This window comes from Solimonas sp. SE-A11, assembly GCF_030345715.1.
In the GTDB taxonomy this organism is placed as follows: Bacteria; Pseudomonadota; Gammaproteobacteria; order Nevskiales; family Nevskiaceae; genus Solimonas_A.
The window spans coordinates 1-1,829 of record NZ_JAUASX010000040.1 but is presented as its reverse complement, the minus strand read 5'-3'; the positions used below and the strand labels follow the sequence as shown (position 1 = coordinate 1,829).

Annotated in this window: 1 protein-coding gene and 1 pseudogene; both read left to right on the top strand. The window is 67.5% G+C overall.

The window, feature by feature from the left end; all coding sequences use genetic code 11:
• Nucleotides 1-106 precede the first annotated feature (106 nt).
• Nucleotides 107-1,654, top strand: a complete 1,548-nt coding sequence (gene istA, locus QT386_RS23125) for an IS21 family transposase (RefSeq protein ID WP_367401490.1) — start codon at nucleotides 107-109, stop codon at nucleotides 1,652-1,654.
• Nucleotides 1,644-1,829 (top strand): annotated as a pseudogene (locus QT386_RS23120) (ATP-binding protein); the annotation flags it as partial. The gene istA and the pseudogene QT386_RS23120, both read left to right, overlap by 11 nt.

Below are 1,829 nucleotides of genomic sequence, written 5' to 3'. Positions count from 1 at the left end.
TGTTGGCGCGCAGTAAGAATTGACCCACCCAAGAGGCAAGTGCGCACTGAAATTTGACCCACGTTAATCGGTACTCTGGCGATTTTCTCGCCAGGGATGACCAGGAGTGATTAGCGTGGAATTGTTAGCAAAGATCAGGCGCTGGCACCTGCGGGACAAGGTGCCGATCCGGGAGATCGCCCGGCGTACCAGCCTATCGAAAAACACGATCAAGAAGTACCTGCGCAACCAGACGCTGGAGCCGACTTACCCGCCCAGGACGGTCAGCCGCAAGCTGGACCCCTACGCCAGCCAGCTGTCGGCCTGGCTCAAGGCCGACGCCGGCAAGCCCCGCAAGGAGCGGCGCAACGCCCGGGCCCTGTACCAGGCGCTCCAGCGTCAGGGCTTCCAGGGCGACTACTCGCGCGTCACCGCCTTCATCCGCGGCTGGCGAGAAGACCAGGGCAAGGTCCGGCGGGACGTGTACGTGCCGCTGGCCTTCGCTGCTGGCGAGGCGATGCAATTCGACTGGAGCGTGGAGACCGCCGAGCTGGGTGGCCACGTCGTGCGGCTCAAGGTCGCACAGATCAAGCTCTGCCACAGCCGCCTGACCCTGCGGGTGGCCTACACCAGCGAAGCACACGAGATGCTCTTCGACGCCCACTGGCAGGCCTTCCAGTTTTTCGGCGGCATTCCCCGGCGGGCGATCTACGACAACATGCGCACGGCGGTGGATGCCGTCGGCAAGGGCAAGGAGCGTGTCGTCAATCCGCGCTTCTCGGCGATGATGGGCCACTACCTGCTGGAGCCGGAATTCTGCAGCCGCGCCGCCGGCTGGGAAAAGGGCCGGGTCGAGAAGGCGGTGCAGGATGGCCGGCGCAAGCTCTTCGTGCCACGCCCGAAGTTTGAGACGCTGGCCCTGCTCAATGCCTGGCTGCGCCAGCGTTGCTGGGAGCTGGCCGAGGAAACCCGTCACCCGGAAGTCCCGGGCCAGAGCGTCGCCGAGGTCTTCGCCCAGGAGCAGCCACAGCTGCTGCCGCTGGGGACCGCCTTCGACGCCTTCATCGAGCATCCCCTGCGGGTGTCGCCGACCAGCCTGGTCACTTTCGAGCGCAACCGCTACAGCGTGCATGCCGCCTACGCCAATCGCGCCGTCAGCCTGCGGGCCTATGCCGACAGCATCAAGGTGGTGGCCGATGGAAACCTCATCGCCGAGCACGCCCGGTGCTTCGGTCGCGGCCAGACCTTCTACGACTGGTGGCACTACCTGCCGGTGCTGGAGCGCAAGCCCGGGGCGCTGCGCAACGGCGCGCCGTTTGCCGATCTGCCGGCGCCGCTGCAGCGCCTGCAGGAGCGGCTGCTGCGCCGGCCTGGGGGCGACCGGGAGATGGCCGACATCCTGGGTTGCGTGCCCCGGCACGGACTGGACGATGTGCTGACGGCGGTGGAGCTGGCCCTGGAGGGCAAGAATCCCAGCCGCGAGCACGTCTTCAACGTGCTGGCCCGGCTCAAGGAGCCGCAAGCGCCGGCACAGGTGCAGGCGCCGAATGACCTGGCGCTGAAGGAGGAGCCAAAGGCCGATGTCGGCCGCTACGACACCCTGCGCCGAGTGCTGCCGCTGGCGCCGCTGCTGCCGGCGATCCAGGCCCTGGTGGAGGTGCGCCATGCAGCGTAGCCAGATCGTCGCCAGCCTCAAGGCGCTGAAGCTGCACGGCATGGCCGGGGCGCTGGAGGAGATCCTGAGCCACCGCCTGCCCAATGGCTCACCGGAGGATTTGCTGGCCGAGCTGCTGGCCGCGGAGGGATCGGAGCGGGAGGTGCGCTCGCTGTCCTACCAGATGAAGGCGGCC